The sequence below is a fragment of the Bradyrhizobium sp. 2S1 genome (assembly GCF_011516625.5).
GTDB lineage: Bacteria > Pseudomonadota > Alphaproteobacteria > Rhizobiales > Xanthobacteraceae > Bradyrhizobium > Bradyrhizobium septentrionale.
On sequence record NZ_CP147717.1, the window covers coordinates 3,307,859 to 3,334,321 of the forward strand.

Consider the following 26,463-nt stretch of genomic DNA (forward strand, 5'->3'; position numbering starts at 1 on the left):
CGGGCATGGCACCGACCCCGGCAACTGCTCCCATTCTGTTCGATCGCGCCTTGCTCGGTGCGCGGCTTGCGCGCGCGGGGCGCGAGGGGGCGGCGACATTTCTGCTCGAGCGCGCCACGGAGGACATGGCGGACCGCTTGCAGGCGGTGTCACGCAGCTTTTCCTCAGGCGTCGACGTCTGGACGCCGGGCGACGGGCTTGCGGACGCCTTGCGCGTGCGGGTCGCCTCGGTCGATACGATCGGCTTTGCTGAGGCGGAGTCGCTCGGCCTGCCGCCGGAGTCGCGCGATCTAGCGGTCTCCGCGCTCGCCTTCCAGTTCGTCAACGACCTGCCGGGCGTGCTGGCGCAGATCCGGCGCGCGCTGAAGCCGGACGGGCTCTTGCTCGCCGCGATGCTCGGCGGCGACACGCTGACCGAGCTCAGGCAGAGTTTTGCCGCGGCGGAGGCCGAATGCGAGGGCGGGGTGTCGCCGCGCGTCGCGCCGTTCGCCGATCTGCGCGACATCGGCGCGCTGTTGCAGCGGGCAGGCTTTGCGCTGCCGGTCACCGACGTCGACCGCGTCGTGGTGCGCTACGCCAGCGCGTTCGCGCTGATGGCTGATCTCAGGCGCATGGGGGCCACCAATGTGCTGCGCGAGCGCCGTCACTCCCCGACCCGCCGCGCCACCATGCTGCGCATGGCGCAAATTTATGGCGAACGTTTCGCCGATCCCGACGGCCGCATCCGCGCCACCTTCGACATCGTCTGGCTGTCCGGCTGGGCACCGCATGACAGCCAGCCGAAACCGCTGCGGCCGGGCTCGGCGAAGGCGAGTCTGGAAGCGGCGGTGAAGGGAAGTAAGCGTTAGGGACACACTGTGCCACGGCCCCTCTCCGCTTGCGGACAGGGCTATCGCATATGGCTATCGGTCATGACGACTTGGACACGTCGCTTGTGGAAGCACGCAAATGCCATACGCTCTGGGGCGAGCGTGCGTCTGCGCGATTCCGGAATATTGGAAGAGTATCCGTGAGTTGCCCGACGTGTCAAGTAACCCTGGTCGAACGCCGGCCACCGCCGGTTACTTTGCATGGGGTTGTTTTTGATATTTTGGCAGCGCGCCTCCCTCGCAAGCGGGAGAGGCGAAGAAGATCACAGCAACAAATCGATCAGATGCGGCAGCAGCGGGATGTCCGCGGGCGGCATCGGGTAGTCGCGCAGCTTGTTGGCGCGTACCCAGGCGAGGTTCTGGCCCTCGCGCGCCACGACAATGCCCTCCCAGCGCCGGCAGATGTAGAGCGGCATCAGCAGATGGAAGGTCTCGTAGGCATGGCTGGCGAAGGTCAGCGGCGCGAGGCACGGCTCGCTCACCGTGATGCCGATCTCCTCGTGCAGCTCGCGGATCAGCGTCTGTTCCGGCCGCTCGCCGGGCTCGATCTTGCCGCCCGGGAATTCCCACAGGCCGGCCAGCGCCTTGCCTGCAGGGCGTTGCGCCAGCAGCACACGCTTGTCGGCATCGACCAGCGCGCAGGCGACGACGAGGGTCAGCTTGATGTCAGCCATGCGGGGCCAAGGTCCAGATGCGGTTGGCAGAGATTCTGTCATTGCGAGCGAAGCGAAGCAATCCATCTCTCTGCACGCGCGGACAGATGGATTGCTTCCGCCTTCGCTAAAGCTACGGCGGACAGGTCGTCGCTTCAGCGTAAAATTGCTTTGCAAGCTTGTGCCGAGCTCCTCGCGATGAAGGCGATGCCTACGACCTGTAATCGCCGTTGATCGCGACGTATTCCTTGGTGAGGTCGCAGGTCAGCACGCGGTCGCGGGCCTTGCCGAGGCCGAGCGCGACCTTGATCTGGATCTTCGGCGCCTTCATCGCCTCCGACACCTCTTTCTCATCGTAGGACGGATCGCGCGCGCCGCTCTTGGCGACGCGGATGCCGTTGAAGGAGATCGAGAGCTTGTCGCGGTTGGCGGGCTCGCCGGCCTTGCCGACCGCCATCACCACGCGGCCCCAATTGGCGTCCTCGCCAGCGATCGCGGTCTTCACCAGCGGCGAATTGGCGATCGACATCGCAATCTTGCGCGCCGACGGTTTTGTCGTTGCGCCCTCGACTACGACCTCGACCAGCTTGCGCGCACCTTCGCCGTCGCGCGCCACCTGCTCGGACAAATTGGCGAGGATCTGCTGGAACGCCTTGGTGAAGGCCTTCAGGCGCGGGTCGCTGGCGCGCGAGATTTTTGGCGCGCCATTGGCAGCCGCGGCGCCGGTTGCAAATGCCAGCAGCGTGTCCGAGGTCGAGGTATCGCCGTCGATAGTCAGCGCATTGAAGGTGTCCTCGACGCCGGTCTTGAGCAGCGATTGCAGCACTGAGGCCGACAGCGGCGCATCGGTGAAGATGAACGACAGCATGGTCGCCATGTCCGGCATGATCATGCCGGCGCCCTTGGCCATGCCGTTGATCGTCACCTTGGCCTTGCCGAGCTTCACGGTCGCGGTGGCGACCTTCGGGAAGGTGTCGGTGGTCATGATCGCCTTGGCGGCGTCCATCCAGCAATCGGCCGTCGCGGCCTCCGTGAGTTGCGCCAGCACGCCGTCGAACTTGGTGGCGTCGAGCGGCTCGCCGATCACGCCGGTCGAGGCAAGGAACACCTCCGACGTCGAACAGCCGACCGCCTTCGCCGCGATCTGCGCGGTCAGCGTGGTGGACGCCTTGCCGGTCTTGCCGGTGAAGGCGTTGGCGTTGCCGGAATTGACCACCAGCGCGCGTGCATTCCCGCCCTTCAGCTTGGCACGGCACCATTCGACCGGCGCCGACGGGCATTTCGACTTGGTGAAGACGCCGGCCACCGTGGTGCCCTTGTCCAGCAGCGCGAGCAGCACGTCGGTACGCCCCTTGTAGCGGATGCCGGCGGCAGCGGTCGCAAGCCGCACACCCGCGATTACGGGCATCTCGGGAACGTCGGGCGGGGCGAGGGGGGAGACGGCGGTGGACATCGGCAAGCTTCCGGCTACGGGGAGGGAAGCGCTGCATAACATCTCGCCGTGAGAAGCGGGAGAGGGCTCGGGCGCGAACGCATAACGGCGTCGTCCCGGCGAAAGCCGGGACCCATAGCGACCGTCATCAATTGTTCAAGAAACTGCTGCCACGGCAAGAAAGGCTCCGCCGCGGATTATGGGTCCCGGCCTGCGTGCGCAATTGCGCACTAGGAGCTTGTCTGGATAGTCGCTGTTCAAATCTGGTCGGGTCTGATTCAACATTGGGCGATGAGCAAGTATTTTCGGCCTTGGAACATCGATCAGACGCTGCTTCTGCCGCCGAATGTGCAGGACTTCGTGCCGAAAGGCCATGTCTCGCGGTTTATGGTTGATCTGGTGCGGGAGAGCCTCGATCTCAGGGAGATCATGGGCAGCTATGTGAGCGGGCTTGGGCAGCCGCCGTTTGATCCGCGGATGATGGTGGCGCTGCTGCTGCATAGCTATGCGAGTGGGCTGTATTCGTCGCGTCGGATTGCCAAGGCCTGCCGGGAGCGGAACGATTTTGTGATGATCGTGGCGCTGGATGCGCCGGATTTTCGGACGATCAGCGACTTTCGCAAGCGACATTTGAAGGCGCTCGGCGCGCTATTCGTGCAGGTTCTGAAGTTGTGCGAGACGGCCGGGCTGGTCAAGCTCGGTCATGTCGCGCTGGATGGTACGAAGATCAAGGCGAACGCGTCGAAACACAAGGCGATGAGTTATGAGCGCATGAAGAAGCGCGAGGCGGAATTGAAGGCCGAGGTCGCTCGCATGCTGGCGGCCGCCGAGGCGGCGGATGCCTCGGAGGATGAGACTTTCGGCAACAGCGACGAACTGCCGGACTGGACCGTCGACAAGCAGAAACGGCTGGCGAAGATCCAGCAAGCGATGGCGGCGCTGGAAGCGGACGCCAAACTGGCGGCGGAGGAAGAGCGCCGCATCGAGGCCGAAAAGGAACAGCAGCGCCAGGCCGAAGGCCGCAAGAAGCCGGGCAAACCGGCGGCGCTGCCATCGGAGGAACCCAATCCCAAGGCGCAACGCAACTTCACCGATCCGGAAAGCCGCATCATGAAGTCGAAGGATGGCTTCGTTCAGGCCTATAATGCCCAGGCGGCCGTCGATGCACATGCCCAGATCATTGTCGCGCAAGAACTGACCCAGCACGGCAGCGATCAGGGCCAGTTGGTGCCCCTGATCGAGGCCATCGAGAGCAATCTTGGCCGCAAGCCGCGGCAGGCCTCAGCGGATTCCGGCTACTGCAGCGAAGCCAATCTCGAAGCGCTCGACACACGCAGCATCGATGGCTATGTCGCGCCCGGACGCGCCAAGCACCCGACAGTAGCGAACGGAAAAGTCGGCGGCCCGCTGACACAGGCCATGCGAAAGAAGATCGACGATGGCGGCTTCGAAACACCCTACCGATTGCGAAAGCAAGTGGTGGAGCCGGTGTTCGGGCAGATCAAACAGGCAAGAGGCTTCCGCCAGTTCCTGTTGCGGGGCATCGAGAAAGTGCGCGCCGAGTGGACAATGATCTGCACCGTCCATAACCTCCTCAAGCTGTTCAACCTCGCAAACGCAGCCTGAGCCTGCTACTCTACAACAAATGCCCGTCACGAAAACATATCTGGACGGGCTCCTAGGATTTACCTCTCCCCGCTTGCGGGGAGAGGTCGGATTGCTCTCGGCGATGCGAAGCATCGTCCGGTGCAATCCGGGTGAGGGGGTACAGGTCCCAGCGATCGGCTCGCTCGTGGACGGAGCCCCTCACCCCAACCCTCTCCCCGCAAGGGCGGGGCGAGGGGGAATAGCTTGGCGGGGAGTGTTGGGCCATGGCCCTGTTTCGTTTGCCGTCTAGTGGACCCGCTGCACTGATGCCGCGCGGTCACGGGCTGTTGCTGCGCGCGCCGCAAATGTCGGATTTCCCGCAATGGACGCAATTGCGCGAATTCAGCCGCGCCTATCTCACGCCATGGGAACCGATCTGGCCGTCCGACGACCTGACCCGCGCGGGCTTCCGCCGCCGCCTGCGCCGCTACACCGAGGATATTGCCGCCGACCGTTCCTACCCGTTCATCATCTTCCGCGAATCGGACGGGGTGATGATCGGCGGGATCACGCTCGCCAATGTCCGCCGCGGCATCGTGCAGGCCGGCACGATCGGCTACTGGGTCGGCCTGCCGCACGCCCACCGCGGCTACATGACGACGGCGCTGCGGGTGCTGCTGCCTTCGCTGTTCGGCGAGCTCAATTTGCACCGCATCGAGGCGGCCTGCATTCCCTCCAATGCGTCGTCGATCCGGGTGCTGGAGAAATGCGGCTTCACCCGCGAGGGCCTGGCGCGGCGCTATCTCTGCATCAACGGGATCTGGCAGGACCACCTGCTGTTCGGCCTGCTGCACGAGGATTTCCGCGGCTGATTCTTGCGCCTTTTGGCTGATGCGGGCACCACCCGATGCCTTTCAAGATGCCTTGGGTTCGCCGCCATTGGCTTGCTATAACGCGCGCGAAACGGGGAACTCCACTCGGAGACCACTTGGAGGCTTAAGGATATCGCATGGGTGACAGGGTGATCAGGTTCGCGCTCGTGGCGGCGGTAACGATCGGTCTCGGTGCCACCCTGCTGCCGTCGGTCGGCTCGGCGCAGTCGCTGAGCGACCGCTTCAAGAGCCTGTTCGGCGGCGGCTCGTCCGATTCGGACAAGCCGGCCGCGCCAGCCGCGCCAAAACAGCTCAACGACGCCGACGCCGAGTTGACCTGTCCGCCGGTGCAGATCCGCGCCGGGGCCTCGACCTATTCCGTGGCCGCGAACGGCAAGGAGGCGGTCGGCAACGACGTCAAGTTCCTGGCTTCGATCACGCGCACGGCGCGGCAATGCGGCCTGAACAGCGGGCAGATCACTGCCAAGATCGGCATCCAGGGGCGGGTGATCGCCGGGCCCTCGGGCGCCCCGCCGACCGTCCAGGTGCCGCTGCGCGTCGCCGTGGTGAAGGGCGGCATCGGCGAGAGGACGGTCATGACCAAGGCCTACACCACCACGGTGCAGATGGACGAGAGCGGCAGCGTACCGTTCAGCCTGGTCGCTGAGGATGTGGTCTATTCGGCGCCGACGGCCGCGGAGAACGACGATTACATCTTCTATATCGGCTTCGACCCGCAGGCCCTGAAGCCGGAGCCCAAGCCCCGCGCGCCGAAGAAGAAGTAGCGCGGCCGCGGTGACGGGGCGCCTAGTGCTCTGGACGGACAGATTTGGACAAGCAAAAAGGCCGGCGCGATCAGCTCGCGCCGACCTTTGTTGGAAGGAATTGTGCTCGCGTCAGTTCAGCTTGGAGCGGACTTCGGCGATGCCCTTGCCGACCAAGTCGTCGGCGACCGAGCCCTTGACCGACTGCGACAGGATGGTCGAGGCGGCGGTCACGGCGGCGTTGGCCGCAGCGGCGCGGACATCGGCCACGGCCTGGGCCTCGGCCTGGGCGATCTTGCTCTCGGCGGTCTTGGTCCGCCGCGCGACAAAATCTTCCATCTTGGTCTTGGCCTCGGCCGCGATCCGCTCGGCCTCTTGCTTGGCGTTGGAGATGATCTCCTCGGCCTCGCGCTCCGCGCTGGCGCGGCGCGCCTTGTACTCGCCGAGCAGCTTGTTGGCCTCGTCCTTCAGACGGCGGGCGTCCTCGAGCTCGGCCTTAATGCGCTCGGCACGGTGATCGAGCGCGGTCAGCAGGGTGCGATGGACGCCGAGGTAGCCGAACACGACCATCAGAATGACGAAGGCGATCGCAACCCAGGTTTCCGGTTCGTAAAACATCGGCCTATCCCTTCAGCGACGCGTCGACGGCGCTGTTGACCGCATTCGCGTCCGGCGTGACGCCGGCGAGTTGCTGGACGATGGCGCCGGCCGCATCCGCCGCGATGCCGCGGACGTTGCTCATGGCGTTGGTCCGGGTCGTTGCGATCTGCTTCTCGGCGTCGGCGAGCCTGGCCGCCAGCTTCTGTTCCAGCGCCTTGCGCTCGACTTCCGAGGCCGCGTTCAGCTTCTCGCGGGTCTCGTTGCCGATCGCCTGCGCGTTGGCGCGGGCGTTCGCCAGCTCGGTTTCATAGGCCTTCAGCGCCGCGTCGGACTCGTCCTTCAGCTTCTGCGCCTCGGCCAGATCGCCCTCGATCTTGTTCTGACGTGCATCGATCGTCCCGCCGACGCGCGGCAGTGCGATACGCGACACGATCAGGTAGAGCGCGACAAATGCAATCGCCAGCGACACCAGCTGCGAGGCGAAATTGGACGAATCGAACGGCGGAAAGGCTCCGCCGTGATGTCCGCCATCGGTCTCGGTGTGGGCGCCGGCTTTCTGGCCTTTTGCCTCGCCATGACTCTCAGCCATGGTGTTCTCCTGTTGCTGTCATGCGCGCCGCCCGAAGGGACGGCGCGACGGGGTGCCGCTCAGAGCGGAACGAACAGCAGAAGCAGCGCGATCAGCAGCGAGAAGATGCCGAGCGCTTCGGTCACGGCGAAGCCGAAGATCAGGTTGCCGAACTGGCCCTGCGCGGCCGAGGGGTTGCGCACCGCAGCGGCGAGGTAGTTGCCGAAGATGATGCCCACGCCGACGCCCGCACCGCCCATGCCGATGCACGCGATGCCCGCGCCGATAAGTTTTGCTGCTGCCGGTTCCATTTGTAGCTCCTTGAGAAAGATAGACAGATTGGTGGGTGGAGATTCCCCGGACCGCTTAGTGTCCCGGATGAATGGCGTCGTTGAGGTAGATGCAGGTCAGGATCGCGAACACATAGGCCTGCAGGAACGCGACCAGCAGTTCGAGGGCGTACAGCGCCACCGTGAGCGCGAGCGGCAGCACGCCGCCGAACCAGCCGAGCGCGCCGAGCGAGAAGCCGAGCATCGCGACGAAGCCCGCGAACACCTTCAGCGCGATGTGGCCTGCCAGCATGTTGGCGAACAGACGAACGCTGTGCGAGACCGGCCGCAGGAAGAACGACAGGATCTCGATGAACATGACCAGTGGCAGGATGTAGATCGGAACGCCGTGGGGGACGAAGATACTGAAGAATTTCAGGCCGTTCTTGTAGACGCCGTAGATCAGGACGGTGAAGAAAACCAGCAGCGCAAGCGCCGCGGTCACGATCAGATGGCTCGCGATCGTGAAGGTGTAGGGGATCACGCCCACTAGGTTCGAGACGCAGAGGAACATGAACAGCGAGAAGATCAGCGGGAAGAACTTCATGCCTTCCGCGCCGGCCGTGCTGCGAATCGTGGTGGCGACGAACTCGTAGGAGATTTCGGCGACCGACTGCAACCGTCCCGGAACCAGTTCCCGGCCGCTCGCCAGCATCAGCAGCGCGATCAAGAGCACCGCGATGAGCATGAAGAGCGTCGAATTGGTGAAGGCGATCGTGTGATTGCCGATGTGGCCGAGCGTGAAGAGGGGCTCGATATTGAACTGGTGGATCGGGTCGATTTTCATCCGCGCGGCTCTTGGTCCACCGGCCATCGTGCCGGTAATCGAATTTCAGATGTCGTGACTTCCGTCAGCGCTCAGCGCTTGCCCGAGGCCACGCCCGCGGACCTCACCACGTTGACCACGCCGGCGACAAAGCCGAGCAGCGTTAACACGATGAATCCGAATGGCGACGTCGACAGCAAACGGTCGACCCCCCAGCCAAGCGCCGCCCCGACGACAACGCCCGCGATCAGCTCCGAGGAAAGACGAAAACCGAGCGCCATCGCCGAAGCTCTGGCCGCACTGTCCCCGCTTTCAGTACCGGATTGATCAGTCTTGCTCCTGCGGCTGTCGCGAATTTCTGACAACCGATGATCGAGACTTCCGAGCCTTGCGGAAAGCGCAGCTTCGTCGGGAGACGAATGATCGCGACTTCCATCTGCGCCGTCGTTGGTGCTTTCAGCCATGCTGCAAACACTAACCGATGCCGCGGATGATGGAAATTGCGCCCGTCCCCGTCAAAAGCCGCGCGGACCATACTTACCGCGTCTAATCAAGTCAAGATTGCGTCGTAACCAGTTATTGCTTTGATTCTGCTGGATTTATTTGGAGATATTCAAGGTCGGAGTGACGCAGTGATCGCAGTGCAACAGCTTGCGTGGCATTGAGCGATCTTGCGCGGCTTTTCCTGCTCTGCTGGGATCACCCAAAGTCTCCCGCTCTCGTGCAGTCAAGGTTCCGCATGCCGCGCCCAATCGATTACTACTTCTCGCTGCAATCACCTTGGGCCTATATCGGCCACAAGCCCTTCGTTCGGCTCGTAAGCACTTACGATCTCAAGGTAAATTATCGGCCCGTGCTGCTGGTCGATTTGTTCTCGGAGACTGGCGGGCTGCCGCTCGCGCAGCGCCATCCGGTGCGGCAGCGCTACCGGATGATCGAGTTGCAGCGCTGGCGCGACAAGCGCGGGCTGAATTTCCATCTGCAGCCGGCCAACTGGCCGTTCAACGGCCGCCTGGCCGATGGCGTCGTGATCGCGGCGCTCGAGGCGGGTCTCGACCCCGAGCCGTTTTTGCAGCGGGCCTACCCCGCGGTCTGGGAGCTTGAGCTCAACCTTGCCGATCCCGCCACGCTGGTGAAGCTCGCCGACGATGCCGGCTTGCCCGGCCGGCAGCTTGTCGAGCGCTCACCCTCTGATGCGATCAGCGCGGCCTATGAGCAGAATCGGCAGGATGCACTCAACACCGGCGTGTTCGGCTCGCCCGGCTATGTGCTCGATGGCGAAGTCTTCTGGGGCCAGGACCGGATCGAATTGCTCGAGGACGCGTTGAAGTCAGGCCGCAAGCCCTATAGCTCTGTGGTCTAGGAGCTTGTCTGGATAGTCGCTGTTCAAATCTGGTCGGGTCTGATTCAACATTGGGCGATGAGCAAGTATTTTCGGCCTTGGAACATCGATCAGACGCTGCTTCTGCCGCCGAATGTGCAGGACTTCGTGCCGAAAGGCCATGTCTCGCGGTTTATGGTTGATCTGGTGCGGGAGAGCCTCGATCTCAGGGAGATCATGGGCAGCTATGTGAGCGGGCTTGGGCAGCCGCCGTTTGATCCGCGGATGATGGTGGCGCTGCTGCTGCATAGCTATGCGAGTGGGCTGTATTCGTCGCGTCGGATTGCCAAGGCCTGCCGGGAGCGGAACGATTTTGTGATGATCGTGGCGCTGGATGCGCCGGATTTTCGGACGATCAGCGACTTTCGCAAGCGACATTTGAAGGCGCTCGGCGCGCTATTCGTGCAGGTTCTGAAGTTGTGCGAGACGGCCGGGCTGGTCAAGCTCGGTCATGTCGCGCTGGATGGTACGAAGATCAAGGCGAACGCGTCGAAACACAAGGCGATGAGTTATGAGCGCATGAAGAAGCGCGAGGCGGAATTGAAGGCCGAGGTCGCTCGCATGCTGGCGGCCGCCGAGGCGGCGGATGCCTCGGAGGATGAGACTTTCGGCAACAGCGACGAACTGCCGGACTGGACCGTCGACAAGCAGAAACGGCTGGCGAAGATCCAGCAAGCGATGGCGGCGCTGGAAGCGGACGCCAAACTGGCGGCGGAGGAAGAGCGCCGCATCGAGGCCGAAAAGGAACAGCAGCGCCAGGCCGAAGGCCGCAAGAAGCCGGGCAAACCGGCGGCGCTGCCATCGGAGGAACCCAATCCCAAGGCGCAACGCAACTTCACCGATCCGGAAAGCCGCATCATGAAGTCGAAGGATGGCTTCGTTCAGGCCTATAATGCCCAGGCGGCCGTCGATGCACATGCCCAGATCATTGTCGCGCAAGAACTGACCCAGCACGGCAGCGATCAGGGCCAGTTGGTGCCCCTGATCGAGGCCATCGAGAGCAATCTTGGCCGCAAGCCGCGGCAGGCCTCAGCGGATTCCGGCTACTGCAGCGAAGCCAATCTCGAAGCGCTCGACACACGCAGCATCGATGGCTATGTCGCGCCCGGTCGCGCCAAGCACCCGACAGTAGCGAACGGAAAAGTCGGCGGCCCGCTGACACAGGCCATGCGAAAGAAGATCGACGATGGCGGCTTCGAAACACCCTACCGATTGCGAAAGCAAGTGGTGGAGCCGGTGTTCGGGCAGATCAAACAGGCAAGAGGCTTCCGCCAGTTCCTGTTGCGGGGCATCGAGAAAGTGCGCGCCGAGTGGACAATGATCTGCACCGTCCATAACCTCCTCAAGCTGTTCAACCTCGCAAACGCAGCCTGAGCCTGCTACTCTACAACAAATGCCCGTCACGAAAACATATCTGGACGGGCTCCTAGGGGCAGGAATCAGGTTGAGGCGGAGCAAGCCATGCCCATCGCGTCGTCGCTCTCAAAATCGTCCATCGCAATTGTTGCGGCCGTTTTGATCACGAGCGGCGCGGCGACAGCGCAAACCGCGCCCGACACCGAGAACGGTCGCTACGCATTGTCTCCGGCTGGCGACGGCTTCCTGCGGCTCGACACCCGCACCGGCGCGGTGTCGACTTGCACCAATTCCAGCGCCGGCTGGGCCTGTTACATGGTGCCCGACGAGCGCGCGGCGCTGGACGCCGAGATCGGGCGCCTGCAGGCCGACAATGACAAACTGAAGGGCGAGCTTGCGGCGCGCGCGCCGCCGGCCAAGACCGACGAGGCGCTGCCGAAATCGGATTCGTTGAAGAAGGCCGAGCCGAAGATCGCCGAGGGCGAGCGCAAGATCGAGATTCCGCTGCCGAGCGACCGCGACATGGATCGCGTGATGTCGTTCGTGGAGCGAGCCTGGCGGCGGCTGATCGAGATGGCCAACCGCGTGCAGCGCGACGTCAATGGCGGCAAGATTTGATTTTGTGCTGGCGCTGTCTCTACAGCGTCGTCTTGGCCTAGTGCGCAATTGCGCACGGGGGCCGGGACCCATCGCCACCGATGCACATTGATTACGAAAGGTATCAACTCCGAGCCTTAGAAATCGAAGGGCCGCGGAGTATGGGTCCCAGCCTTCGCCGGGACGACATGTCGAGAAAGTACAGATGAACTCACCGAGAACTATGTCGCGCTCGGCGCCATCATCGGTCGCTGCAACCTGCATCGTCTCGTCGCGGTTGACGGTGGAAACCTCTGGCGCAGGCTTCACCGACATCACGCGCGAGGTCGCAAAATTCCTGCGCGAGGTGCGTGCTGGCGAGGGCGCGGTGACGCTGTTCATCCGTCACACCTCGGCCTCGCTGACGATCCAGGAGAATGCCGACCCGACGGTGCTGGTCGATCTGATGACGGCGCTCGATCGCGCCGCACCCGAAGACGGCGGCTGGCGCCACGACACCGAAGGTCCCGACGACATGCCGGCGCATATCAAGACCATGCTGACGGCGACCTCGCTGCAGATTCCGGTGCTTGATGATGAAATGGCGCTCGGTACCTGGCAGGGCATCTATCTGATCGAGCATCGCGCCCGTCCGCACCGGCGCGAGATCGTGCTGCAATTCATCGGTGCCACGCGCTGACGCGTTCGACCGCTTCAGTTCGACCTGGCTTCTCAAATGACATCGGCCGCGGATCGCTCCGCGGCCGATGCTGTTTGATCGAGATGTCGACCGATCAGGTCTTGCTGATGTCGACGTCCTTGGTCTCCGGAATGAACAATGCGCCGACCACGACGGTGATTGCCGCGAAGATCACCGGGTACCACAGTCCGGAATAGATATCGCCGGTCGAGGCGGTGATCGCAAACGCGGTCGCCGGCAGCAGGCCGCCGAACCAGCCGTTGCCGATGTGATAGGGCAGCGACATCGAGGTGTAGCGGATCTTGGTCGGGAACAGTTCCACCAGCATCGCCGCGATCGGTCCGTAGACCATGGTGACGTAGAGCACCAGGATGAACAGCAGGCCGATGACTGCGGCTACCTGCGGACGGAAGACGTCGAACGGGTTCGACATCTTCACGATGCCGGCGTCGCCCGGCTTCGGATAGCCCGCCGCCTGCACCGCCGCGGTGATCAGCGGGTTCGACGTCTTGGCGTCCGTGTACGGCACCTCCTTGTCGTTGACCATGATCTTCACCGGCGAGCCGGCCGGGCCTGGCACGGTGGAGTACTTCACCGACGACTGGGCCAGGAAGGCGCGGGCGGTATCGCAAGGCGCCGTGAAGACGCGGGTGCCGACCGGGTTGAACAGATCGCCGCAGCCCGCGGGATCCGCCACCACCTGCACCTTGACCGTCTCATAGGCCTTTTCCAGCGCCGGGTTGGCGTTGGTCGTGATCATCTTGAAGATTGGGAACAGTGTGAGTGCGCCGATCAGGCAGCCCGCCAGGATGATCGGCTTGCGGCCGATCTTGTCCGACAGCGCGCCGAACACCAGGAAGAAGCCGGTGCCGAGCAACAGCGACCAGGCGATCAGGAGGTTGGCGGTGTAGCCGTCGACCTTCAGGATCGATTGCAGGAAGAACAGCGCGTAGAACTGGCCCGTGTACCAGATCACCGCCTGGCCCATCGTCAGGCCGAACAGCGCGAGGATCACGATCTTGGCGTTGCTCCAGGTCGCGAAGGCTTCGGTCAACGGCGCCTTGGAGGCCTTGCCCTCGTCCTTCATGCGCTGGAACACCGGCGATTCATTCAACCGCAGCCGGATCCAGACCGAGATGCCGAGCAGCAGCACCGACACCAGGAACGGAATGCGCCAGCCCCATTCCGCGAAGTCCTTTTCGCCGATGATGGATCGGGTGAACAGAATCACCAGCAGCGACAGGAACAGTCCGAGCGTGGCCGTGGTCTGGATGAACGAGGTGTAGTAGCCACGCTTGCCCTGCGGCGCATGCTCGGCGACATAGGTCGCCGCACCGCCATACTCACCGCCGAGCGCAAGGCCCTGCAACAGGCGCAGCGAGATCAGGATGATCGGGGCCGCGATGCCGATGGTCTTGGCGTTGGGCAACAGGCCGACGATGAAGGTCGACAGACCCATGATCAGGATGGTGACGAGGAAGGTGTATTTGCGGCCGACGATGTCGCCGACCCGGCCGAATACGATCGCGCCGAACGGGCGGACCAGGAAGCCGGCGGCAAAGGCCAGCAGCGCGAAGATATCGCGGGTCGCCGGCGGATAGTCGGAGAAGAACTGCGCGCCGATGATGCCGGCCAGTGAACCGTACAGATAGAAATCGTACCACTCGAAGACGGTGCCGAGCGACGACGCGAGGATGACGAAACGCTCATCCTTGGTCATGCCGGCGGGCCGCGCCGAAGTTGCAGTCATTGTGGACATCTGGATCGCTCCCCCCGAATTATTGCTGCCATGCTCGTTCCCGTCTGCCGGGTTGGGCCCGAATAAGCCCCAAGCTTGAGTTAAAGGGTAACATCGCAGTGAAATGCGCCCCAATAAGACTTTTGGCCTTTTCAGGATCGAACTTATCTTCTGAGGGACGAGCGATATGGAACGCCCCCGGCGTGCGTCTATTGCGGCGCACAAGCTGGGCGGGTTAACTGCGTTGGCATCTGGTATTATCGAGCCCTTGCGTGATACTGCCGCGCGGGCGACAACCGAACGGTGCGGGTTTGCCAAGGCCCGCTTGTGGGACTGAGATGACTGCTGCTGCCAATACTCACCTTGTCATCGCCGACGACCATCCGTTGTTCCGCGATGCGTTGCGCCAGGCGGTGTCGAGCGTCGTGAGTTCGGCCACGATCAGCGAGGCCGGATCGTTCGAGGATCTGACCGCGCTCCTGGAACGGGACTCCGAGGTCGACCTGATCCTGCTCGACCTGAGCATGCCGGGGATCAGCGGCTTCTCGGGCCTGATCTATCTGCGGGCGCAATATCCGGCGATCCCGGTTGTCATCGTCTCTGCCAGCGACGATGCCGGAACCATCCGCCGCTCGCTCGACTTCGGCGCCTCCGGTTTCATCCCGAAGCGCTTCGGCGTCGAGACGCTGCGTGATGCCATCATGAAGGTGATGGAAGGCGACGTCTGGGTTCCGCCGGACACCGATCTGTCGGCTGGCGGCGATCCCGACATGACCCGGCTGCGCGACCGCCTGGTGACGCTGACCCCGCAGCAGGTGCGGGTGCTCATGATGCTGTCCGAGGGGCTGCTCAACAAGCAGATCGCCTACGAGCTCGGTGTCTCAGAGGCGACCATCAAGGCCCATGTCTCGGCCATCCTGCAGAAGCTCGGCGTTGAAAGCCGGACGCAAGCCGTGATCGCCGCCGCCAAGATCGCCGGCGGCCAGTGGCGCCAGGGCACCCCGTCGACGTGATGGAACGCGTAGGATGGGTGGAGCGCAGCGATACCCATCATTTTGGCGGCCGGGCGTGGAAGTATGACCGGTTACCGCCGCAATTTCATTGCCGGAGGCTGTTTCTTCTTCACCGTTAATCTGGCGGATCGGCGACGTCGGCTGCTGACCGAAAATGTCGATAGATTGCGGACGGCATTGCGTGAGACCCAGCGACGCCATCCGTTCACTATCGATGCCATCGTGGTCCTACCCGACCATCTGCACACTGTCTGGACCCTGCCGGACGGAGATGCAGATTTTTCGACACGATGGCGGCTCATCAAAACGTCATTCTCTCGACAGCTGGCTGGCGGTGAGCCGGTCTCGGCTAGCCGCGCTGGCAAGGGAGAACGAGGTATCTGGCAGCGACGATACTGGGAGCACACGATCCGTGATGAGACCGATTTTACTCGGCACATCGATTACGTTCACATCAACCCCGTCAAACATGGGCTTGTGACACGTGTGAGCGATTGGCCGCATTCGTCGTTCCACCGCCTTGTGCAGCAGGGTGTCTATGTTGAGGATTGGGCCGGGGACGTTTCTGGTCTGGATGGGGAGTTTGGCGAGAGGAGTTGAGCAAGCGGAAAGGTGATGGGTATCGCTGCGCTCCACCCATCCTTGTAATAACGCGATCGGTTATCGTCGGCATATTCCGAGAGGAATGGCCTGTCGCGGTTAGCGACCGCGACAGGCCGCTGCCGATCGGATCGCACCCATCCTGAGCAGTTCGTGGCTGCCCCGTAGCAGGATCGCGCCAGCACCTTCATCGGACCCGGATGGTTGCCGGAACGGTTAGGTTCGCTTCACAAGGCGGGGGCGACGAGGATGACACAGACTAGCACAAGGACGGCTGGAATCGATACGTCCAAGAGCAAGCTCGATGTTGCGGTTCACGGCCGGACCGAACATTGGCAGGTCGCCAACTCACTGGCGGGATGGCGTATTCTGACGACCAAACTGGCCGAGGCTGACGTGAGCCGAATCGGTATCGAAGCGACCGGGGGCTATGAGCGCGGCGCGGTCGAACACCTGCGTGCGGCAGGCTTCACGGTGCTGGTGCTGCAGCCGATCCAGGTCAAGGCGTTCGGCCGGGTGCATCTGCGACGCGCCAAGAACGATGTGCTGGATGCGGTGTTGATCGCCGCCTGCGCGGCAGCGATCGAGCAGGTCAGAGATGCGCCCGATCCGCGCCTGGCGGAGCTGGCCGAACATCTGACCTTCCTCGAGCAGATCGAGGACGACATCAAGCGCTGCAAGACCCGGCTGGAGCATATCGATCAGCCCGCGCTGAGACGCCTGGTGCTGGGTGACATTGCCCGGCTGAAGGCACGGCGGCTCGCCCAGATCCGTTACCTTGCCAGGCAACTACGCGCTCACCGCGATCTCGCTGCCCGCCTTGACCTCGTGCTCAGCATTCCCGGGATCGGCGAACGCACCGCACTCGCGCTCTTGATCCGCATGCCCGAACTCGGCCGTGTCAGCCGCGAGGAGGCTGCGGCCCTCGCGGGGCTCGCGCCCTTCGACAACGACAGTGGGCAACATAAAGGCCAACGGCGCATCGCCGGCGGTCGGGCTCGGCTGCGACGTTCGCTGTTTGCTGCGGCGCTTCCGGCGGCATTCCGCTGGAACAAGGCCCTCATTGTGCTCTACACACGCCTAACCGCAGCCGGAAAGGCCCACAACGCAGCTCTCATCGCTTGCGCGCGAAAGCTGCTGATCTATGCCAACACTGTCATCCAGCGCGGAACGCCTTGGCGCGAACAGGCGTCCGCGACTTAATGGTTGCTACGGTTTCTCGTTGCCCTCGTTACTCCGCCGCCACCATCTGTTGCGTCCGCCACTGTCCGAGCAGGGCGCGCAGCGAGGCCGGTTTGACCGGCTTGTTCAGCACCGCGATGTTCTCCTCGCGCGCGGCGGCGCGCACTGCCGGGCTGCGGTCGGCGGTGATCAGGATCGCCGGGATGCCGTCGCCGAAGCGGCGGCGGATATCGCGGATCGCGGCGACGCCGTTGCCGCGGTCGAGATGGTAGTCGACCAGCACGCCGGTGACGCGGCCGCCGGCGGTTTCGATCGCACTGATCGCGCCGTCGGCATCGAGCACCGCGATCACCTCGGCGTCCCACGCCGTCAGCAGCGTCTTCATGCCGTCGAGAATCGCGGGATCGTTCTCGATGCAGACGATCAGCGAGCCGCTCATCGGCGTCTTCGACAGCGGCGTGGCGCTGGTGACGGCGGCGGTGTGATTGACCGCGGTCGCGACCGGCACCGTGACCGAGAATGCCGAGCCGCCGCTCAGATTGGCCGAGATCGCGATGCGGTGATTGAGCACGCGCGCCAGCCGCTCGACGATCGACAGGCCGAGGCCGAGGCCGCGGGCGATCCGGGCGCCCTGCTCGAGGCGGTGGAATTCCTTGAAGATCTCGCCGCGCTTCTGCACCGGAATGCCGACGCCGGTGTCGAAGATGCTGATCTGCAGCTTGTCGCCGCGGCGGCGGCAGCCGATCAGCACGCGGCCGCGCGGGGTATATTTGATGGCGTTGGAGATGAAGTTCTGCAGCAGCCGGCGCAGCAGCGAGCGGTCGGATTCGACCGGCAGCGAGCAGGCCACGAAGCGCAGATCGAGGCCCTTGTCGCGGGCGATCGGCATGAACTCGATCTCCAGCGAGCGCATCAGGTCCGCCATCCGGAAGCTCGTGATCGCCGGCGTCATGGCACCGGCGTCGAGCCTGGAGATATCGAGCAGCGCGCCCAGGATGTCCTCGATCGCTTCCAGCGAGTCGTCGATGTTCTCGACCAGCCGTGAATCCTCGCCGCCGTTCTGGCGCTCGACCAGGCTCGTGACATAGAGCCGTGCCGCATTGAGCGGCTGCAGGATGTCGTGGCTGGCTGCCGCCAGGAAGCGCGTCTTGGAGGCGTTGGCGTCTTCCGCGACGCCCTTGGCGAGCGCGAGCTCTGAGTTCAGCCGCGTCAGCTCCTCGGTGCGGTCGCGCACGCGCTTTTCCAGCGTCGCATTGGCGCGCTCCAGCGCCTCGGCGGCCTCGAAGCTCGGCGTGACGTCGGAGAAGGTGAGGACGAGCCCGCCGCCCGGCATCCGGTTGGCGCGCACCTCGATCACCAGATGGCGGTCGGTGAAGCGTTCCAGATAGGGCTCGCCCTCGGTGGTGTAGGCGCGCAGCCGCAGCTGCAACAGGCTGTCGCTGTCGCCGGCCGGCGGCGGACTGATCGCCCCCATGAATTCGAGGATCTCGGGCAGCGGGATGCCGAGCTGCACCAGATGCGGCGGCAGCCCGAGCAATTCGGAGAACTGGCGGTTGGAACAGATCAGCTGCAAATCGGCGTCGAACACCGCGATGCCCTGGCGCACATGATTGAGCGCGGTCTGCAGGATCTCGCGGTTGAAATGCAGCGCGGCGTGGGAATCGTCGAGCAGCTTCAGCGCGGCCTTGGCCGACACCGTGCGCCGCTGCAACAGCAGCGACATCACGAGGCGCGAGGACGCGGCCCCGATCGAGGAGGCGATCAACCGCTCGGCATGCTGCAGCAGCTCGAAATCGGCCGGCGCCGAGGTCTGCAGCACGATATTGCGATCGGCGGCGAACGAGGCGAAGGCCTCGCGGGTGCGGTCGGGACCGAGATATTGCGTCACCGTGCTCTGGATGTCCTGCACCGTCACCGTGGTGCGCCAGCGCCGGAAGCTCGGCGCGATCGGCGCCAACGCGTTGGGCACGAACACATCGGCCTGCAACAGCTCGATCGCGGACGGCGCGCGCGCCAGCGAGAACAGGACATAGGTCAGGATGTTGAGCGCCAGGCTCCACAGCACGCCGTGCAGCAGCGGCGGCAGGTCGGCGCCGAACAGCGCCTGCGGCCGCAGCGCCTCGATCCCGAACGGTCCATGCTGCAGCAGCATCAGGCCTGTGGTCGAGGTCTCCAGGAAGCTCGGGATGAACAGCGTGTAGAGCCATGTCGCGAAGCCGACCAGCATGCCCGCCATGGCGCCGCGCGCGGTGGCGCGCCGCCAGAACAGGCCGCCGAAGAAGGCCGGCGCCAGCTGGGTGATCGCGGCAAACGACAGCAGGCCGATCGCGACCAGCTGGGTGTTGCCGAGCGCGCGATAGTAGAAATACGCCAGCACCATGATGGCGAAGATCGAGAACCGGCGCGCCTTCAGCAGGAAATCGCCGAAATCCTTCTGGCCGGCGCTGATATCGTCGCTGCGCGGCAGCACCAGCGGCAGCACGATGTCGTTGGAGACCATGATCGAGAGCGCGACGCATTCGACGATCACCATCGCGGTCGCGGCCGACAGCCCGCCGACGAAGACGGCGAGGCTGAGCAGCTGCGAATTGCCCTCGATCGGCAGCGCCAGCACGAACATGTCGGCATCGACCGCGCCGAACGGGAAGATGACGAGGCCCGCGATCGCGATCGGAATCACGAACAGATTGATCGCGACGAGGTAGAGCGGGAACAGCCAGCGCGCCCGGCTGACCTCGGCGCTGGTGGAATTCTCCACCACGCTGACGTGGAACTGGCGCGGCAACAGCATCACCGCGCAGAACGACAGCAGCGTCATGATCAGGAAATTGCCGATCGACGGCACGTATTCGATCGCGCGCACCGCCTCCGGCGTCTTCAGGGCGCGCTCATAGAGCTCGACCGGAGAGAACATCCAGAAGGTGACGAAGGCGCCGGCGGCGATGAAGGCGACCAGCTTGACGATGGATTCGGCGGCGATCGCCAGGATCAGGCCGTGCTGGTGCTCGGTGGCGTCCGTGTGGCGGGTGCCGAACAGCACCGCGAACACCGCCATCGCCAAGGTCACCATCAGCGCGATGTCGCCGATGATCGGGATCTTCGAGAACGCCTGGTCCTCGCTCAGGATGGTCTCCAGCGATGACGCCATCGCCTTGAGTTGCAGCGCGATGTAGGGCACGGAGCCGATGATCGCGATCAACGCCACGGTGGCCGCGACCGCCTGGCTCTTGCCGTAGCGCGCGGCGATGAAGTCGGCGATCGACGTGATGTTCTGCGACTTGGCGAGCGCGATCACGCGGCGCAGCAGCGGCGTGCACAGTCCGATCATCACGATCGGGCCGATATAGATCGCCAGGAAGTCGATGCTGGTGCGGGTGGCGAAGCCGACCGAGCCGAAGAAGGTCCAGGAGGTGCAGTAGATCGCCAGCGACAGCGGATAGATCCACTGGCTGGCACGGCCGCGCGCGCCCGGCGACGTCCGGTCGCCGCGGCTGGCAATGAAGAACAACAATCCGATGTAGGCGAACGCCGTGGCGATGACGCCCCAGTCGTGCAGCATCGCTGCTCATCTCCTGTCCCGGCCAAGAACGGGCCGGTTGCCCCGAGTATAACGCAAAGGGCCGGCCGCGCATCGCACGACCGGCCCAAATTCGGGGTCGGAGAAGGATAGGGTTACTCGGCGGCCAGCGACTTCTGGCGCAGCGGCAGGCCGAGCCGGTCCCAGACCTGGAGCAGGGCCTCGGCCAGCGCGTCGATCAGGCCGTCGTCATGGTAGGGCGAGGGCGTGATGCGCAGCCGCTCGGTGCCCTTGGCGACCGTCGGATAGTTGATCGGCTGGATGTAGATGCCGTGGTCCTCGAGCAGCAGGTCGGAGGCGCGCTTGCACTTCTCGGGATCGCCGACGAACAGCGGCACGATATGGGTGTCGCTCGACATCACCGGCAGGCCGGCGGCGGTCAGGATCGCCTTGGTGCGGGCGGCGCGGTCCTGGTGCCGCTCGCGCTCCCAGTTCGAGGTCTTCAGATGGCGGATCGCGGCGGTCGCGGCCGAGCAGATCGCCGGCGGCAGCGCGGTCGTGAAGATGAAGCCCGGCGCATAGGAGCGCACCGCGTCGATGATCTCGGCGCGGCCGGCGATATAGCCGCCGAGGCAACCGAACGCCTTGGCAAGGGTGCCCTCGAGCACGTCGATCCGGTGCATCACGCCGTCACGCTCGGCGATGCCGCCGCCGCGCGGGCCGTACATGCCGACCGCATGCACCTCGTCGACATAGGTCATGGCGCCGTATTTCTCGGCGAGATCGCAGATCTTCGCGAGCGGCGCGACGTCGCCGTCCATCGAATAAAGGCTCTCGCAGACGATCAGCTTCGGCCGGTCGGGGCCGGCGGCGATCAGCAGCTCTTCGAGATGGGCGACGTCGTTGTGGCGGAAGATCTGGCGTTCGCAGCCGGCCTGGCGGACGCCTTCGATCATCGAATTGTGGTTCAGCGCGTCCGACAGGATCAGGCAGTTCGGGATCAGCTTGGCGAGCGTCGAGATGCCGGTCTGGTTCGAGACATAGCCCGAGGTGAACAGCAGCGAGCCTTCCTTGCCGTGGAGGTCGGCGAGCTCGGCCTCGAGCTGCACCAGCGGATGGTGGGTGCCCGCGATGTTGCGGGTGCCGCCGGCGCCGGTGCCGACCCGGGTCGCGGTCTCGACCATGGCGCCGACCACCTTGGGGTGCTGGCCCATGCCGAGATAGTCGTTGGAGCACCAGATCACGACGTTGCGGCTGCCCTTCGGCGAATGCCAGGTCGCGTGCGGGAAGCGTCCCGCGATCCGCTCGAGGTCGGCGAACACCCGGTAGCGCCGCTCGTCATGCAGGCGGTTGAGGGCGGTTTGGAAAAACTGGCTGTAATTCATCGGCGAACCCAGAAAGCGGAACCTGACCGGAAAAGCTGCCTCTTCTTAGAGCTTTTCCAGCTCTAATGTCCATGCATTGGCTCACATCTGGGCATGCGCCGCAGTTGGGCAAATTGCCCTAGCGGGGGTCTATCCGCCTTGATTTCGGTCAAATCGCCGGGACGCGGCATGGCCGCCCCGGGGCCGGGCGCTCAGCTCGTCCTGAAGCGCAGCATGCCGTCGGCGGCCATCTCGGCCGTCAGCCGGCCCTCGACCAGCATGTAGTTGACATGGGCAACCAGTTCGCCGGCAGCGAAGCCCATCTGGTGCTCGTCCAGCACGTGCTTGTGGAACACCACCGGCACCAGCTCCTTGGAGGTCTGCGGCACCTCGCGGCAGGCCTCGGCGATCAGCCGGCAGCGCTCCTCATGGTGATCGGCGAGCTGCTTGATCCGGGTCTTCAGCCCGTAGAACGGCACGCCATGGCCGGGCAGCACCATCACGTCGTAGGGCAGGGTGGTGGTCAGGCTCGCCAGCGATGCCAGATATTCGCCGAGCGAATTCTGCTCGGGCTCGACCGCCCAGACGCTGACATTGGGCGAGATCTTGCTCAGCACCTGGTCGGCGGACAGGAATAGTTTGTCGGCCGCGCAATACAGCATCACCTGGTCGAGCGCGTGTCCGCCGCCGGTGATCACCTTGAAGCGCCGCGTGCCGATCACGACCTCGTCGCCATGGGTGAGGCGATGATAGGACGGCGGCAGCACCGAGACGCGCTTCAGATAGTCTTGGCCGCGGCCGAGCAGTTTTTCAGTCAGGTCCTCGTCCATGCCGTGGCGGCGGAAGAACAGCCGCTGCGCGTTGCGCCGCTCCTCGGTGCCGCGGTTCTGGTGATAGACCGACTGAAGATATTCCACCTGCGACATGAACAGCGGGCAGTCGAAGCGCTCGGTGATCCAGCCGGCGAGACCGACATGGTCGGGGTGCGAATGGGTCACGATCAGCCGCGTGACCTTGACGTGCTTCAGCGGTCCCTCGAACAGCGTGGTCCAGGCCGCGATCGATTCCTCATTGCCGAAGCCGGCATCCACCATGGTCCAGCCGTCGCCGTCGGCGAGCAGATAGACGTTCACATGGTTGAGGCGGAACGGCAGCTTCAGCCGCGCCCACAGCACGCCGGGGGCGACCTCCACGACCTGATCGTGGCCGGGATGGTTCTCCCAGGGGTATCGCAATGCCTCCGCCGAGGAGGGCAGGCTGTCGGTCTTCGTATGCATGCTACCGACTTAGCGGCACATTGCCCGCTGCGCCAGCCGAAAAATCAGATAGTCGTCCGGAGAATGGGGCGGCGAGGCACCCGAATTCCGTAGCCCGGATGGAGCGAAGCGTTATCCGGGGCCTATTCCTACGCCGCGCGTATGTTCGACAGGAAGCCGTCGATCTCCGAGCGCAGCACGTCGGCCTCGCGGCGCAGCGCGTCGGAGGCGCTCAGCATCTCGCCGTCGGCGGCGCCGGCTTCGGCTGACGCGGTGGAGACGCCGACGATGTTGCTCGACACCTCGCTGGTGCCGCCGGCGGCGTGCTGGATGTTGCGGGCGATCTCGCGGGTCGCCGCGCCCTGCTCCTCGACGGCGGCGGCGATCGCGGTGGTGACGTCGTTGATCTCGCCGATCGTGCTCGAGATGTTGCGGATCGCGGAAACCGCCGTGGTCGTCACCTCCTGCATGCTGACGATCTGCTGGCGGATTTCCTCGGTCGCTTTCGCGGTCTGGCTCGCCAGGTTCTTGACCTCGGAGGCGACCACGGCAAAGCCGCGGCCGGCCTCGCCGGCGCGCGCCGCCTCGATGGTGGCGTTGAGGGCCAGCAGGTTGGTCTGCGAGGCGATGGTCTGGATCAGGTCGACCACGACGCTGATCCGCGCGGCATTGTCGGCAAGGCCCTGCATTGTGCTGTCGGTGGCGCTGGCTTCCTCGACCGCCTTGCGGGCGATCTCCGCCGAGGTGACGACCTGACGGCCGATCTCCGAGATCGACGACGACAGCTCCTCGGTGCCGGCCGACACCGTCTGCACGTTGACCGAGGTCTCCTCGGCGGCCGCGGCCACCGCATTGACCAATGCGCTCGACTGGTCGGCGGTCGCCGACATGCTCTGCGCGGTCGACTGCATCGAGTTCGCCGCGGTCTGCAGGCTGCCGAGCGCGCTGCGGACATTGGACTCGAAGGTGACGATCTGCGCTTCCATGCGCGTGGTGCGCTCCGCCTTGGCGGTGCGGTCCTTGTTCTGGTTCTCCGTGAGCTCGCGGCCCTCGATCATGCTCTCGCGGAACACCTGCAGCGCGTCGGCCATCACAGCGATCTCGTCGCGCTGCCGGCTCTGCGGGATCTCGGTGTCGAGGTCGCCATCGGACAACAGCTGCATCGAACGCTGCAGGCCGCGGATCCGGCGCAGGATGTTGCGCCCGACATAGAGCCAGACGAACAGGAACGAGCCGACCAGCGTCAGCGCGCCGAGCGCGATCATCACCATGGTCGCGAGCGAGATCTGCTGCCGCGCCTGGAAGGTCGAGGTATCGGTTTCCTTCTGCACGGCCTCGACCAGCTGCTGCACGCTGATGCCGAGCCCGACATTGAGCTTGCGCGTTTCTTCCAAAATGGTCTGGCCGTAATCGATCGCGTCGAGCTCCTTCTGGCGGATCTTGAACACACCGGTCTTGCCTTCGCCGAGCACGAGCAGCTTCTGCGCTGTGTCGCGCACCGCGACGATCGCCGGATTGTTCGGCAGGTCCTCGAGGTTGGACTTGATGCGTTCGCGCCCGTTCTTGAACTCGGCCTCGATCGCATCGAGCGTCTCGCTGGAATTGGCCGACAGCGCGGCGGTCATGTCGGCGGCCATCAGATTGCCGGCGGCGAGCACGTTGCTGATCTGGCCGACGGTGCGGGCCGCCTCGGTGGCGTCATCGGCGGACACGTCGGCGGCGCCGAGGATGGCGTTGAGTCTCGTTTGCGCGTCGAGCATCGCGGGGCTCGCGGCGGAGACGAAGGCCGTCTGCGCCTTGCGCAGCGCATTGTACTGCTTGTCGCGCAGCGCGCCGACTTCGAGCCGCTCGCGCGCCGCCGAGATCAGGCTATTGGTGGCCTCGTCGGTGTTCTTGACGTTCTCCTGCAGCGCGCTGACGACGGACTTGTCGGCGCCGAGCTCGATGATCTCGCCGAGCTTGGCGCGGGTCGCCTGCGCGACCTCCTTCACCTTCTTGGTGCGATCGTTGAGTGCATCCTCGCTCTGCACGGCGAGCAGGCCGGGACCTTGCGCTGCGAGCGAGGCGCTCTGCGCTGACAGTTGCAGGCTCGCGGCAAGCCGCGGAATGTCGCGGCCGCTGAGATCGGTCATGGTGCCGCCGAGCTGATGCAGCACGATGCCGGCGCCTGCGCTGATCACGAGCGCCATGCCTGCGATCTCGGCGAATGCCGCGAACAGGCTGCCCCTGACGCCCATCTGCGGCAGGCCGATGCGCTTGAGATTGAGTTTGCCGAGCTTGAACCGAAACGCCATTGCCCTCGTGCCCCCTGGCCCACTACCCCTGGCCACTACTCTTGGATGTTTCCCCGGCGCGGGAGTATCGGTGCGGCGGGTTAACAAAATCGGGAAAATTGCGACGATCCGCGGGATTTTTCAGGGCGGTCGTGCGGGAGCACTGGCTTGGTTCGCTCTGCGGAATCGATGCACGCGACCGGACGCAAAAAGGCCGGCGCAAGCCGGCCTTTCCATTATTGGTTGTGGCGCGTGGTCTCAGTAACGCGCGTAGCCGGGGCCGCCGAGGTTGCCGAGATTGAAGCGATAGTTGAGGCCGGCCTTCACCGTGTGCTCGTCGTTGTGGAAGCTGCCGAACGGCACCAGCGCGGCCGGCGCGGTGAAGCGGCTGTCGCCGAAGTCGTAATACTGGTACTCGACCTTGGCCGACCAGTTCGGCGCGAACATGTATTCGGCGCCGCCGCCGATCGTCCAGCCGTTGCTGTGATTGTCGGTGAGCGCGAAGCCGACCGGCGCGCCGCCGAGCGTCACCGTCTCGTTGTTGTCGGAATAGGCGTAACCGCCCTTCACATAGATCAGGCCCGGGCCCCAAGTGTAGCCGACGCGGCCGGTGATCGATGCGATGCCGCGCTGGTTGTTGTTGTAGACATAGCCGCCGGGGAAGATCGCGTTGAGCTGGTGGTTGCCGACCCAGGAATACTGGCCTTCAAGGCCGATCACCCACATCGGCGACAGCTGCCAGTCGTAGCCGCCCTGCACGCCGCCCATGAAGCGGGCGCTGGAGTCGGACAGCGCGAGGCCGTTGAACGTGTTGTTCTGTGAGAACACGCCGCCGAGATGGCCGCCGAGATAGAAGCCGGTCCAGTTGTAGAGCGGAGCGGCGTAACGGGCGCGGGCGCCTTCTGGTAATAGCCCCGGTTGAGGTCGGCGGCCTGGGCGGTCGCGCTCAAGGCGGCGACGGCGGCTGCGGTTGCAAGCAGGATCTTCTTCATGTGGTCAGTCTCCGGACAAGTCGTGGAGGCGCAGCGACATGGCGCCGTCCATGGCCGGCGAGATAGACCGCATTT

The 26,463-nt window shown here is 64.5% G+C and carries 23 protein-coding genes and 1 pseudogene; 11 read left to right on the forward strand and 13 right to left on the reverse strand.

Annotated elements, in window-relative coordinates:
- Positions 1–5: 5 nt before the first annotated feature.
- Positions 6–848: a methyltransferase domain-containing protein gene (locus HAP54_RS15580; protein WP_166301378.1), complete on the forward strand. Its 843-nt coding sequence runs from the start codon at positions 6–8 to the stop codon at positions 846–848.
- Positions 849–1,132: 284 nt separating this feature from the next.
- Here the strand turns inward: HAP54_RS15580 and HAP54_RS15585 are convergent, their stop codons facing one another.
- Both HAP54_RS15585 and argJ read right to left on the reverse strand, forming a co-directional pair.
- Entirely contained in the window at positions 1,133–1,543 is a 411-nt protein-coding gene (locus HAP54_RS15585) for a (deoxy)nucleoside triphosphate pyrophosphohydrolase (RefSeq protein WP_166301381.1), read from the reverse strand.
- Positions 1,544–1,733: 190 nt separating this feature from the next.
- Complete coding sequence (gene argJ, locus HAP54_RS15590; RefSeq protein WP_166301384.1) at positions 1,734–2,975, reverse strand: bifunctional glutamate N-acetyltransferase/amino-acid acetyltransferase ArgJ; 1,242 nt, start codon at positions 2,973–2,975, stop codon at positions 1,734–1,736.
- A 270-nt stretch (positions 2,976–3,245) separates the two neighbouring features.
- Between argJ and HAP54_RS15595 the strand changes: the two genes are divergently transcribed.
- The 3 genes from HAP54_RS15595 to HAP54_RS15605 all read left to right on the forward strand — a co-directional run bounded on the left by HAP54_RS15595 (position 3,246) and on the right by HAP54_RS15605 (position 6,198).
- On the forward strand, positions 3,246–4,580 hold the full coding sequence (locus HAP54_RS15595; RefSeq protein ID WP_166202952.1) for an IS1182 family transposase: 1,335 nt from the start codon (positions 3,246–3,248) through the stop codon (positions 4,578–4,580).
- A 245-nt stretch (positions 4,581–4,825) separates the two neighbouring features.
- Entirely contained in the window at positions 4,826–5,413 is a 588-nt protein-coding gene (locus HAP54_RS15600) for a GNAT family N-acetyltransferase (protein ID WP_166301387.1), read from the forward strand.
- Between the two features lie 137 nt (positions 5,414–5,550).
- The gene (locus HAP54_RS15605) at positions 5,551–6,198 is read left to right on the forward strand and encodes a hypothetical protein (protein ID WP_175619433.1); all 648 of its coding nucleotides are present in this window, start codon (positions 5,551–5,553) and stop codon (positions 6,196–6,198) included.
- A gap of 111 nt (positions 6,199–6,309) precedes the next feature.
- Here the strand turns inward: HAP54_RS15605 and HAP54_RS15610 are convergent, their stop codons facing one another.
- The 5 genes from HAP54_RS15610 to HAP54_RS15630 form a co-directional block, all read right to left on the reverse strand.
- Entirely contained in the window at positions 6,310–6,795 is a 486-nt protein-coding gene (locus tag HAP54_RS15610) for an ATP F0F1 synthase subunit B (protein WP_166301390.1), read from the reverse strand.
- A gap of 4 nt (positions 6,796–6,799) precedes the next feature.
- Positions 6,800–7,366: a F0F1 ATP synthase subunit B gene (locus tag HAP54_RS15615; protein WP_166301393.1), complete on the reverse strand. Its 567-nt coding sequence runs from the start codon at positions 7,364–7,366 to the stop codon at positions 6,800–6,802.
- A 59-nt stretch (positions 7,367–7,425) separates the two neighbouring features.
- Complete coding sequence (locus HAP54_RS15620; RefSeq protein WP_016847054.1) at positions 7,426–7,656, reverse strand: F0F1 ATP synthase subunit C; 231 nt, start codon at positions 7,654–7,656, stop codon at positions 7,426–7,428.
- Positions 7,657–7,711: 55 nt separating this feature from the next.
- The gene (locus HAP54_RS15625; RefSeq protein WP_166301396.1) at positions 7,712–8,461 is read right to left on the reverse strand and encodes a F0F1 ATP synthase subunit A; all 750 of its coding nucleotides are present in this window, start codon (positions 8,459–8,461) and stop codon (positions 7,712–7,714) included.
- A gap of 71 nt (positions 8,462–8,532) precedes the next feature.
- The gene (locus HAP54_RS15630; RefSeq protein WP_166301399.1) at positions 8,533–8,904 is read right to left on the reverse strand and encodes an AtpZ/AtpI family protein; all 372 of its coding nucleotides are present in this window, start codon (positions 8,902–8,904) and stop codon (positions 8,533–8,535) included.
- 275 nt (positions 8,905–9,179) lie between these two features.
- Here HAP54_RS15630 and HAP54_RS15635 point away from each other — a divergent pair, with 275 nt between their 5' ends.
- The 4 genes from HAP54_RS15635 (at position 9,180) to HAP54_RS15650 (ending at position 12,453) form a co-directional block, all read left to right on the forward strand.
- On the forward strand, positions 9,180–9,803 hold the full coding sequence (locus HAP54_RS15635; protein WP_166301402.1) for a 2-hydroxychromene-2-carboxylate isomerase: 624 nt from the start codon (positions 9,180–9,182) through the stop codon (positions 9,801–9,803).
- Positions 9,804–9,860: 57 nt separating this feature from the next.
- On the forward strand, positions 9,861–11,195 hold the full coding sequence (locus HAP54_RS15640; protein ID WP_166202952.1) for an IS1182 family transposase: 1,335 nt from the start codon (positions 9,861–9,863) through the stop codon (positions 11,193–11,195).
- An 87-nt stretch (positions 11,196–11,282) separates the two neighbouring features.
- The gene (locus tag HAP54_RS15645) at positions 11,283–11,795 is read left to right on the forward strand and encodes a hypothetical protein (protein WP_166301405.1); all 513 of its coding nucleotides are present in this window, start codon (positions 11,283–11,285) and stop codon (positions 11,793–11,795) included.
- A gap of 184 nt (positions 11,796–11,979) precedes the next feature.
- On the forward strand, positions 11,980–12,453 hold the full coding sequence (locus HAP54_RS15650; protein ID WP_166301408.1) for a secondary thiamine-phosphate synthase enzyme YjbQ: 474 nt from the start codon (positions 11,980–11,982) through the stop codon (positions 12,451–12,453).
- 94 nt (positions 12,454–12,547) lie between these two features.
- Here the strand turns inward: HAP54_RS15650 and HAP54_RS15655 are convergent, their stop codons facing one another.
- Positions 12,548–14,173 (reverse strand): MFS transporter, encoded by a 1,626-nt coding sequence (locus tag HAP54_RS15655; RefSeq protein WP_175619786.1) that lies wholly within the window; start codon positions 14,171–14,173, stop codon positions 12,548–12,550.
- Between the two features lie 356 nt (positions 14,174–14,529).
- Here HAP54_RS15655 and HAP54_RS15660 point away from each other — a divergent pair, with 356 nt between their 5' ends.
- The 3 genes from HAP54_RS15660 to HAP54_RS15670 all read left to right on the forward strand — a co-directional run bounded on the left by HAP54_RS15660 (position 14,530) and on the right by HAP54_RS15670 (position 17,007).
- Positions 14,530–15,204: a response regulator gene (locus HAP54_RS15660; RefSeq protein ID WP_166213677.1), complete on the forward strand. Its 675-nt coding sequence runs from the start codon at positions 14,530–14,532 to the stop codon at positions 15,202–15,204.
- Between the two features lie 63 nt (positions 15,205–15,267).
- Positions 15,268–15,804, forward strand: coding sequence for an REP-associated tyrosine transposase (locus HAP54_RS15665; protein WP_166301414.1), 537 nt, complete (start codon positions 15,268–15,270; stop codon positions 15,802–15,804).
- A 249-nt stretch (positions 15,805–16,053) separates the two neighbouring features.
- Positions 16,054–17,007, forward strand: a complete 954-nt coding sequence (locus tag HAP54_RS15670) for an IS110 family transposase (protein WP_166297397.1) — start codon at positions 16,054–16,056, stop codon at positions 17,005–17,007.
- Between the two features lie 28 nt (positions 17,008–17,035).
- Here HAP54_RS15670 and HAP54_RS15675 read toward each other — a convergent pair whose 3' ends face one another.
- From HAP54_RS15675 to HAP54_RS15695, 5 genes and pseudogenes are all read right to left on the reverse strand, one after another.
- Positions 17,036–20,545 (reverse strand): PAS domain-containing hybrid sensor histidine kinase/response regulator, encoded by a 3,510-nt coding sequence (locus HAP54_RS15675; protein WP_166301417.1) that lies wholly within the window; start codon positions 20,543–20,545, stop codon positions 17,036–17,038.
- A 113-nt stretch (positions 20,546–20,658) separates the two neighbouring features.
- On the reverse strand, positions 20,659–21,888 hold the full coding sequence (hemA, locus tag HAP54_RS15680; RefSeq protein WP_166301420.1) for a 5-aminolevulinate synthase: 1,230 nt from the start codon (positions 21,886–21,888) through the stop codon (positions 20,659–20,661).
- A gap of 191 nt (positions 21,889–22,079) precedes the next feature.
- Positions 22,080–23,144 carry an MBL fold metallo-hydrolase gene (locus HAP54_RS15685; protein ID WP_166301423.1) on the reverse strand — a complete coding sequence of 355 codons (1,065 nt, stop codon included), beginning with the start codon at positions 23,142–23,144 and terminating at the stop codon, positions 22,080–22,082.
- Between the two features lie 128 nt (positions 23,145–23,272).
- Positions 23,273–25,417, reverse strand: a complete 2,145-nt coding sequence (locus tag HAP54_RS15690; protein ID WP_166301426.1) for a methyl-accepting chemotaxis protein — start codon at positions 25,415–25,417, stop codon at positions 23,273–23,275.
- 237 nt (positions 25,418–25,654) lie between these two features.
- A pseudogene (locus HAP54_RS15695) lies at positions 25,655–26,388 on the reverse strand (outer membrane protein).
- Between the last annotated feature and the right edge of the window lie 75 nt (positions 26,389–26,463).

What these genes read in the sequence shown, in the direction of transcription:
- HAP54_RS15580 (WP_166301378.1), top strand. Translation starts at nt 6, where the DNA reads ATGGCACCGACCCCGGCAACTGCTCCCATTCTGTTCGATCGCGCCTTG.
- HAP54_RS15685 (WP_166301423.1), bottom strand. Translation starts at nt 23,144, where the DNA reads ATGCATACGAAGACCGACAGCCTGCCCTCCTCGGCGGAGGCATTGCGA.
- HAP54_RS15655 (WP_175619786.1), bottom strand. Translation starts at nt 14,173, where the DNA reads ATGACCAAGGATGAGCGTTTCGTCATCCTCGCGTCGTCGCTCGGCACC.
- argJ (WP_166301384.1), bottom strand. Translation starts at nt 2,975, where the DNA reads ATGTCCACCGCCGTCTCCCCCCTCGCCCCGCCCGACGTTCCCGAGATG.
- HAP54_RS15645 (WP_166301405.1), top strand. Translation starts at nt 11,283, where the DNA reads ATGCCCATCGCGTCGTCGCTCTCAAAATCGTCCATCGCAATTGTTGCG.
- HAP54_RS15620 (WP_016847054.1), bottom strand. Translation starts at nt 7,656, where the DNA reads ATGGAACCGGCAGCAGCAAAACTTATCGGCGCGGGCATCGCGTGCATC.
- HAP54_RS15670 (WP_166297397.1), top strand. Translation starts at nt 16,054, where the DNA reads ATGACACAGACTAGCACAAGGACGGCTGGAATCGATACGTCCAAGAGC.
- HAP54_RS15630 (WP_166301399.1), bottom strand. Translation starts at nt 8,904, where the DNA reads ATGGCTGAAAGCACCAACGACGGCGCAGATGGAAGTCGCGATCATTCG.
- HAP54_RS15640 (WP_166202952.1), top strand. Translation starts at nt 9,861, where the DNA reads ATGAGCAAGTATTTTCGGCCTTGGAACATCGATCAGACGCTGCTTCTG.
- HAP54_RS15595 (WP_166202952.1), top strand. Translation starts at nt 3,246, where the DNA reads ATGAGCAAGTATTTTCGGCCTTGGAACATCGATCAGACGCTGCTTCTG.
- HAP54_RS15615 (WP_166301393.1), bottom strand. Translation starts at nt 7,366, where the DNA reads ATGGCTGAGAGTCATGGCGAGGCAAAAGGCCAGAAAGCCGGCGCCCAC.
- HAP54_RS15605 (WP_175619433.1), top strand. Translation starts at nt 5,551, where the DNA reads ATGGGTGACAGGGTGATCAGGTTCGCGCTCGTGGCGGCGGTAACGATC.
- HAP54_RS15675 (WP_166301417.1), bottom strand. Translation starts at nt 20,545, where the DNA reads ATGCTGCACGACTGGGGCGTCATCGCCACGGCGTTCGCCTACATCGGA.
- HAP54_RS15625 (WP_166301396.1), bottom strand. Translation starts at nt 8,461, where the DNA reads ATGAAAATCGACCCGATCCACCAGTTCAATATCGAGCCCCTCTTCACG.
- HAP54_RS15690 (WP_166301426.1), bottom strand. Translation starts at nt 25,417, where the DNA reads ATGGCGTTTCGGTTCAAGCTCGGCAAACTCAATCTCAAGCGCATCGGC.
- HAP54_RS15600 (WP_166301387.1), top strand. Translation starts at nt 4,826, where the DNA reads ATGGCCCTGTTTCGTTTGCCGTCTAGTGGACCCGCTGCACTGATGCCG.
- HAP54_RS15610 (WP_166301390.1), bottom strand. Translation starts at nt 6,795, where the DNA reads ATGTTTTACGAACCGGAAACCTGGGTTGCGATCGCCTTCGTCATTCTG.
- HAP54_RS15650 (WP_166301408.1), top strand. Translation starts at nt 11,980, where the DNA reads ATGAACTCACCGAGAACTATGTCGCGCTCGGCGCCATCATCGGTCGCT.
- HAP54_RS15635 (WP_166301402.1), top strand. Translation starts at nt 9,180, where the DNA reads ATGCCGCGCCCAATCGATTACTACTTCTCGCTGCAATCACCTTGGGCC.
- hemA (WP_166301420.1), bottom strand. Translation starts at nt 21,888, where the DNA reads ATGAATTACAGCCAGTTTTTCCAAACCGCCCTCAACCGCCTGCATGAC.
- HAP54_RS15585 (WP_166301381.1), bottom strand. Translation starts at nt 1,543, where the DNA reads ATGGCTGACATCAAGCTGACCCTCGTCGTCGCCTGCGCGCTGGTCGAT.
- HAP54_RS15665 (WP_166301414.1), top strand. Translation starts at nt 15,268, where the DNA reads ATGACCGGTTACCGCCGCAATTTCATTGCCGGAGGCTGTTTCTTCTTC.
- HAP54_RS15660 (WP_166213677.1), top strand. Translation starts at nt 14,530, where the DNA reads ATGACTGCTGCTGCCAATACTCACCTTGTCATCGCCGACGACCATCCG.